The sequence below is a fragment of the Pseudomonas sp. P8_229 genome (assembly GCF_034008635.1).
GTDB lineage: Bacteria > Pseudomonadota > Gammaproteobacteria > Pseudomonadales > Pseudomonadaceae > Aquipseudomonas.
The window spans coordinates 3,769,659-3,777,500 of sequence record NZ_CP125378.1 but is presented as its reverse complement, the minus strand read 5'-3'; the positions used below and the strand labels follow the sequence as shown (position 1 = coordinate 3,777,500).

General features: G+C 60.3%; 7 protein-coding genes (1 of these 7 cut by a window edge). 5 read left to right on the top strand and 2 right to left on the bottom strand.

Annotated features, from left to right (window positions below; genetic code table 11):
* A protein-coding gene (locus tag QMK55_RS17020; RefSeq protein WP_102357029.1) for a CoA-acylating methylmalonate-semialdehyde dehydrogenase crosses the window boundary here: on the bottom strand, window positions 1–350 show its beginning. It extends 1,144 nt beyond the left edge of the window; the window shows 350 of its 1,494 coding nt (coding positions 1–350); it begins with the start codon at window positions 348–350; its stop codon lies off the left edge, out of view.
* A gap of 143 nt (window positions 351–493) precedes the next feature.
* A complete protein-coding gene (locus QMK55_RS17015; RefSeq protein ID WP_102357030.1) occupies window positions 494–1,843 on the bottom strand; it encodes an aspartate aminotransferase family protein in 1,350 nt (449 codons plus the stop codon).
* A gap of 138 nt (window positions 1,844–1,981) precedes the next feature.
* Between QMK55_RS17015 and QMK55_RS17010 the strand changes: the two genes are divergently transcribed.
* The 5 genes from QMK55_RS17010 (at window position 1,982) to QMK55_RS16990 (ending at window position 7,836) form a co-directional block, all read left to right on the top strand.
* Complete coding sequence (locus QMK55_RS17010; protein WP_007968115.1) at window positions 1,982–2,902, top strand: LysR family transcriptional regulator; 921 nt, start codon at window positions 1,982–1,984, stop codon at window positions 2,900–2,902.
* Window positions 2,903–3,022: 120 nt separating this feature from the next.
* The gene (locus QMK55_RS17005) at window positions 3,023–4,411 is read left to right on the top strand and encodes a nucleobase:cation symporter-2 family protein (RefSeq protein ID WP_320329616.1); all 1,389 of its coding nucleotides are present in this window, start codon (window positions 3,023–3,025) and stop codon (window positions 4,409–4,411) included.
* Window positions 4,412–4,498: 87 nt separating this feature from the next.
* Window positions 4,499–5,149, top strand: coding sequence for a TetR/AcrR family transcriptional regulator (locus QMK55_RS17000; protein ID WP_102357034.1), 651 nt, complete (start codon window positions 4,499–4,501; stop codon window positions 5,147–5,149).
* A gap of 8 nt (window positions 5,150–5,157) precedes the next feature.
* Window positions 5,158–5,739 (top strand): YigZ family protein, encoded by a 582-nt coding sequence (locus tag QMK55_RS16995; protein WP_320329615.1) that lies wholly within the window; start codon window positions 5,158–5,160, stop codon window positions 5,737–5,739.
* A gap of 537 nt (window positions 5,740–6,276) precedes the next feature.
* Complete coding sequence (locus tag QMK55_RS16990; protein ID WP_102357037.1) at window positions 6,277–7,836, top strand: ABC transporter ATP-binding protein; 1,560 nt, start codon at window positions 6,277–6,279, stop codon at window positions 7,834–7,836.
* Window positions 7,837–7,842 lie beyond the last annotated feature (6 nt).

The window sequence follows — 7,842 nt, the reverse complement described above, 5'->3', positions numbered from 1 at the left end:
ATTTCCGGAGCTGCGCAGGCAAACTCGACGTTCTCGATACCGCGCTTCAGTTCACCGGCGGCGTCTTCCAGCGTCTTGCCGTGTTCTTCGCTGATCAATTGCGAGATACGCGCTTCGTTCTGCTCCAGCAATTGCTTGAAGCGGAACATCACCTGGGCACGTTTGGCCGGTGGCGTGTTGCGCCAGGCCGGGAATGCGGCCTTGGCGGCATCGATCGCGTGTTGAATGGTTTCGCGGGTGGCCAGCGGCAGCTTGTGAATCGCTTGACCGGTGGACGGGTTGAACACATCAACCGCGCGACCGTTCTCGGTTACCAGTTCGCCATTGATCAAATGCGGGATAACGCTCATCGAAAGCTCCTGAATTCTTGTCCACAGACGCCCGTTTAAGAGCGCCTTCTATATATAGGTAGTTTTGATCAGGAGCCGGATGTCACTGGCGCGATTTAGTACGCCTTCGCGAGCAAGCTCGGCTCCCACAGGTTCTACATCAATCAGTCGAGCTTGTTCAGCACTTCGCCAACCGCGTCGAACAGACGATCAAGGTCTTGCGGCTTGCTGTTGAAGGTTGGGCCGAACTGCAGGGTGTCGCCGCCGAAGCGCACGTAGAACCCGGCTTTCCACAAGGCCATGCCGGCTTCGAATGGACGCACGATGGCATCGCCGTCACGGGCCGCAATCTGGATCGCACCGGCCAGGCCGTAGTTACGGATGTCGATGACGTTCTTCGAACCTTTCAGACCGTGCAGGGCATTTTCGAAATGCGGTGCAACCTCGGCGACGCTCTGCACCAGGTTTTCCTTTTGCAGCAGGTCGAGTGCCGCAAGACCTGCGGCGCAAGCCACCGGGTGCGCCGAGTAGGTGTAGCCGTGCGGGAATTCCACGGCGTATTCCGGAGTAGGCTGATTCATGAAGGTCTGGTAGATCTCGGAGCTGGCAATCACCGCGCCCATCGGGATCGCGCCGTTGGTGACTTGTTTGGCGATGCACATCAGGTCCGGGGTCACGCCGAAGGTGGTGGCGCCGAACATGGTGCCGGTACGGCCGAAACCGGTGATCACTTCGTCGAAGACCAGCAGAATGTTGTGCTGATCGCAGATCTCGCGCAGACGTTTCAGATAACCCTGTGGCGGAACCAGTACGCCAGCGGAGCCGGCCAGAGGCTCAACGAATACCGCCGCGATGTTCGACGCGTCGTGCAGTTCGATCAGCTTGAGCAGCTCATCGGCCAGGGCGATACCGCCCTGCTCCGGCATGCCACGGGAGAATGCGTTGCTGGCCAGCAGCGTGTGCGGCAGGTGATCGACGTCCATCATCGACTGACCGAACAGCTTGCGGTTGCCGTTGACGCCGCCGAGGCTGGTGCCGGCGATGTTCACGCCGTGGTAACCACGGGCACGGCCGATCATTTTGGTCTTGGTCGACTGGCCTTTCAGGCGCCAGTAGGCACGGACCATTTTCACCGCGGTGTCGGCGCACTCGGAGCCGGAGTCGGTGAAGAACACGTGGTTCAGGTTGCCCGGGGTCAGATCAGTAATCTTTTCCGCCAGTTGGAACGACAGTGGGTGGCCGTACTGGAAGCCTGGCGAGTAATCGAGGGTGCCCAGTTGCTTGGCGACCGCTTCCTGGATTTCCTTGCGGGTGTGCCCGGCGCCGCAAGTCCACAGACCGGACAGCGAGTCGTAGATCTTGCGACCTTTGTCATCGAACAGCCAGCTGCCTTCGGCACCGACGATCAGACGCGGATCGCGCTGGAAGTTACGGTTGGCGGTGTACGGCATCCAGTGCGCGTCCAGCTTCAATTGGCTGGCCAGTGGCGATGGAGCGTTTTCAGGCAAGTTCATCGGGCAAAACCTCGCAGGGCATAAGCATCAGGGAGATAGAAAGCGTTGTTGCAGCTAAATTGCCACGCGGATAAAGTCGGTGAAATCCAACTTTTCTAACCTTCAGTTAGATCACTGCTAAACAATGAGAACAACAACATGAGCAGCCGCCGTCCCGATCCGCTGGCCCAGGTCAGTGACTTTGATATTCGCCTGCTGCGGATTTTTCGTAGCGTAGTGGAATGCGGCGGCTTCTCGGCGGCGGAAACCGTGCTCGGTATCGGCCGTTCGGCGATCAGCCAGCAGATGAGCGATCTGGAACAGCGCCTCGGCCTGCGTTTGTGCCAACGCGGTCGCGCCGGGTTCTCGCTGACTGAAGAGGGTCGCGAGGTTTATCAGTCGGCGCTGCAACTGTTGAGTGCGCTGGAAAGTTTTCGCACTGAGGTCAACGGCCTGCATCAACACCTGCGGGGCGAGTTGATCATCGGTCTGACCGACAACCTCGTTACCCTGCCGCACATGCGCATCACCCATGCCCTCGCCCAGTTGAAGGAACGCGGGCCGGACGTGCAGATCCAGATTCGCATGATCGCCCCCAACGAAGTCGAACAAGGCGTACTCGATGGCCGCCTGCATGTCGGCGTGGTACCGCAGGCCAGTGCGCTGTCGGGGCTGGAGTATCAGCCGTTGTACAGCGAACGCTCGCTGCTTTACTGCGCGGTGGGTCATCCGCTGTTTTATGTCGATGACAAGCAACTGGATGATGAGCGCCTTAATAGTCAGGACGCGATTGCCCCGACCTTCCGTTTGCCGGCGGAGATTCAGGCGCATTATCAGGCGCTCAATTGCACCGCCAGTGCGTCTGACCGTGAGGGCATGGCGTTTCTGATTCTCACCGGGCGCTACATCGGTTATCTGCCGGACCACTACGCCAGTCTGTGGGTGCAACAAGGACGCTTGCGTGCGCTGAAATCAACAACACGGTTCTACGACCTGAGCCTTGCATCGGTCACGCGCAAGGGCCGGCGCCCCCATTTGGTGCTGGAAAGCTTTCTCGAAAGCCTGGCAGCAACGCGCTGAAACCCAGAAGAGGCCCGGCCACGCTAGGCCGGAGTAAGTAAACCAAACAATAACCTGAGCAAGTGGACAGCTTTTTGCAATGCAGGATCAACCCGATCCTTCAACAAGAAGCCCACGCCCATGCAGCCAGATTCCGCACCGTCCAGCGACCTGATCTACGGCCTCGACGACCGCCCCAAACCGCCGGCCGCAATCCTCGCCGCCCTACAACACGTGCTCGCCAGTTTCGTCGGCATCATCACCCCGCCGCTGGTGATCGGCTCGGCCCTCGGGCTGACCGCGCACTTGCCGTACCTGATCAGCATGGCGCTGATGGTCTCCGGGGTCGGCACCTTTATTCAGGCGCGCCGTCCGTTCGGTATCGGCGCCGGGATGATCTGTTTGCAGGGCACCAGTTTTGCCTTTCTCGGGGCCGTGCTGTCCGCCGGTTTTCTGGTCAAGCAACGTGGCGGCAGCCCGGAAGACATTCTCGCAATGATCTTCGGCGTGTGCTTTTTCGGCGCGATCGTGCAGATCGTCCTCAGCCGTTTCATCGGCCAGTTGCGCAGAGTCGTTACACCGCTGGTGACCGGGATCGTGATTACTCTGATCGGTATCAGCCTGATAAAGGTCGGCATCACTGACCTGGGCGGCGGCTTCAATGCGCCGGACTTCGGCGCGCCGGGCAATCTGGCACTGGGTGTGTTCGTGTTGCTGACGATCATCCTGCTCAATCGCTCGAACACGCCGTGGGTGCGGCTGTCGGCAATCATTATCGGACTGCTGCTTGGCAGCCTGGCCGCATGGTTCAGCGGCAAACTGGTTCCGCTGGCATTGTCTGACCTGCCGCTGGTCAGTCTTCCTGCGCCATTCAAATTCGGTTTCAGCTTCGACTGGACGGCTTTCCTGCCCGTCGCGCTGATTTATCTGATCAGCACCATCGAAACCGTCGGTGACCTCACGGCCAATTGCATGCTCGCCCGCCAGCCCATCAGCGGCCCTTCTTATATAAGCCGTTTGCGCGGCGGCGTACTGGGTGACGGCGTGAGCTGCATGATCGCTGCCACCTTCAGCGCCTTCCCCAACACCACATTCGCGCAGAACAACGGCGTGATCCAGTTGACTGGCGTTGCCAGCCGCTATGTTGGCTTGTACATCGGCGCGATCCTGTTTTGTCTCGGCCTGTTTCCGATGATCGGCGCGGTGTTGCAGCAGATTCCGAAACCGGTACTCGGCGGCGCCACGCTGGTGATGTTCGGCAGCGTCGCAGCGGCTGGGGTGCGGATTCTTGCGCAGTCACCGCTGGACCGACGCAGCATGCTGATCATCGCCACCTCGCTCGGCGTCGGCCTGGGCATCGCCGCGCAACCGAACCTGTTGCACCTGCTGCCGCAACTGGTGCAGAACCTGTTCGATTCGGCGATCACCAGCGGCGGGCTGACCGCGATCATCCTCTGCCTGTTGCTGCCGGAGGCGAAAACCATAACCGTCGAATCCGCCGCACCGTTGAACAAGATCGAACAGGCGTAACGGTTTTATTGCATCAGGACTTGTCGGATGCCTGTGGGTGAGTTATCAACGCAACTGGTTGCACCCACAGACAAACCGGAAGTGCCTATGACCTTTGAAGTCCCAGCCCACGGCGGCAAGCCCGCCAGCCGCATTCGTCAGAAGAACGAAGAGACCATCCTCAAAGCCGCCGAAGACGAGTTCGCCCGTCACGGTTACAAAGGCACCAGCATGAACACCATCGCCCAGAATGCCGGGTTGCCCAAGGCGAACCTGCATTACTACTTCACCAACAAGCTTGGGTTGTACGTGGCGGTGCTGAGCAACATCATCGAACTGTGGGACAGCACCTTCAACACCCTGACGGCCGATGACGATCCGGCCGAAGCGCTGACCCGCTACATCCGCGCCAAGATGGAATTCTCCCGCCGCCAGCCACAAGCCTCGCGCATCTTCGCGATGGAAGTGATCAGCGGTGGCGAATGCCTGAGCGAATATTTCAACCAGGATTACCGCGCCTGGTTCAACGGTCGGGCAGCAGTGTTTCAAGCGTGGATCGATGCCGGCAAAATGGATCCGGTGGATCCGGTGCACCTGATCTTCCTGCTGTGGGGCAGCACCCAGCACTACGCCGACTTCGCCACGCAGATCTGCCGGGTCAGCGGGCGCAGCAAGCTGACCAAGCAAGACATGGAAGACGCCGGCAACAACCTGATCCGCATCATCCTCAAAGGCTGCGGCCTCACACCTTCCGTATAAGACGTTTTATGCCTTTCACCCTCAGCGGTTTTTGCGAGTACCGCGAAGAGATTCGCAAAAGCCGCTTTATCACCTTCGCTGCTCCGATCGGCAGCCCCGCGGACGCGCAGGCGTTCTTCGAGCAACACAGCGACTTGAACGCCTCGCATAACTGCTGGGCGTGGAAGCTCGGTGATCAATACCGCAGCAATGACGATGGCGAACCCGGCGGCACCGCCGGGCGGCCGATTCTGGCGGCGATCGAGGCGCAGGATTGCGATCAGGTCGCAGTGCTGGTGATCCGCTGGTATGGCGGCATTCAGCTGGGCACCGGCGGATTGGCCCGGGCCTATGGCGGCGGCGCGAACAAGTGCCTGCAAACGGCGGAAAAAACCGAGTTGATCAGCCGCGTGCCGTTGCGCTGTGCCTGTGGCTTTGCCGAGTTGCCGCTGCTGAAACTGCGGGTGGCGGACCTGGGTGGTTTGGTGGTGGAGGAAAACTTCACCGCCAACGGCGTCGAATTGCAGTTGGCGGTGGGTGAGGCGCAGATTGATTTGCTGCAGATGCAACTGGCGGATTTGAGCCGGGGGCGGATTCTGCTGCAGCGCTGACAACCTGCAATCTTTTGGGGCGCATGGCCGAGGGCTTATGCCAATAACTTGCCCACATCTGCTGTGCACCCGACTGTGGATAACCTGAGCACATTCCGCTGTAACCCTTCTGTCACGTGGCTTTGCGCGATTTGCTCACTTTTCGTCCAATCCACATGAAAAAAAATTAATCCCGCGTAAAAACAAATAGTTAGAGCTGTTTATCACCATTAGAAGATAAGCGGTCTTTGCTTATGCCCGGCTTTTCGGCTTGCGCACAAATACTGTGGAACAACCTGTGGATAACCCGTTCATGGCTGGCGCAGTCGCAGGTTCTGCATAGCTTCGACCCGGTTGCTCGTTTTTTAACCAGTTTGTCACAGTGCAAAAGTGGAGCCGGATCAACGGCTTTGCTCTGTATTGGTGCCCGCCTGCCCAGTTTTTTTAGCGCGATGCTCTAGTTCCGGCGCGCGGCAACGGCTACGGCGGGGGTTCCTGACTCAATGGCCAGGAAATTGCTTTATCCACAGGCACAACGCCAAGCCAGTCGAGCCTGTCATGCACACCTTTTCTACAAGCACCGCCCCCACCCCGCGCCTGCAACTGCGCCACATCGGCAAACGCTATCCCGGTTGCCTGGCCAATGACGCCATCGACCTGAGCATCGCCCCCGGCGAAATCCACGCCCTGCTGGGCGAGAACGGCGCGGGGAAAAGTACCCTGATGAAAATCATCTACGGCGTCACCCAGGCCGATGCGGGCGAAATGCTCTGGCAGGGCCAGCGGGTGAATATCCGCAATCCGGCGCAGGCCCGACATTTGGGGATCGGCATGGTGTTCCAGCACTTTTCGCTGTTCGAAACCCTCAGCGTGGCGCAAAACGTTGCCCTGGCGATGGGCGCCAAGGCCGGCACGCCGAAACAACTGGAGCCCAAAATTCGTGAGGTTTCACGCCGCTACGGCATGGCGCTGGAGCCGGAGCGACTTGTCCACAGCCTGTCGATCGGCGAACGGCAACGGGTGGAGATCATCCGCTGCCTGATGCAGGACATCCGCCTGCTGATCCTCGACGAACCGACGTCGGTGCTCACCCCGCAAGAGGCGGAAGAGTTGTTCATCACCCTGCGTCGTCTGGCGGCCGAGGGCTGCAGCATTCTGTTCATCAGCCACAAACTCGGTGAAGTCCGTGCGTTGTGCCACAGCGCCACGGTGCTGCGTGGCGGACGGGTGGCCGGGCATTGCATCCCCGCCGAATGTTCGGACCAGCAATTGGCGCAGCTGATGGTCGGCGAAGCGGCGGCATTGATCGGCGAGTACCCGAAGGTCAGCGGTGGCGCGGCGTACTTACAGGTCAACGGCTTGAGTTGGCACAACCCCGATCCGTTTGGCTGCTCGCTGACCGCCATAAACTTGCAGGTACGCAGCGGGGAAATCGTCGGCATCGCCGGGGTCGCGGGCAATGGCCAAGACGAATTGCTCGCCCTGCTCAGTGGCGAACACCCCCTGCCCCGCGCCAGTGCCGCAACGATTGGTTTTGCCGGTCAAGCCGTCGCCGATTTACGTCCGGATGCGCGCCGCAGACTCGGCCTGGCTTTCGTTCCCGCCGAACGCCTCGGTCACGGCGCCGTGCCGGAGTTGAGTCTGGCGGACAACGCCCTGCTCACCGCATTTCAACAAGGGCTGGTGAGCAACGGCTTGATCGAGCGCGGCAAAGTCGAAGCCCTCGCCCAACAGATCATTCAACGCTTCGGGGTCAAAACCCCGGATACCCAGGCCGCCGCGCGCAGTCTCTCCGGCGGCAACCTGCAGAAATTCATCCTTGGCCGGGAAATCCTCCAGCAGCCGAAACTGCTGATCGCCGCGCATCCGACCTGGGGCGTCGACGTCGGCGCTGCGGCAACCATTCACCGGGCGCTGATCGCCTTGCGCGATGCCGGCGCAGCGATTCTGGTGATTTCCGAAGACCTCGAAGAACTGTTCCAGATCAGCGATCGCCTCGGCGCCCTGTGCGCCGGACGACTGTCGCCCCTGCAAAACACCACCGACACCCTGCTGAGCGACGTCGGCGGCTGGATGGCCGGGCAATTCAACGACGCGCCTTCATCGGCCACGCTCTGACGGAGT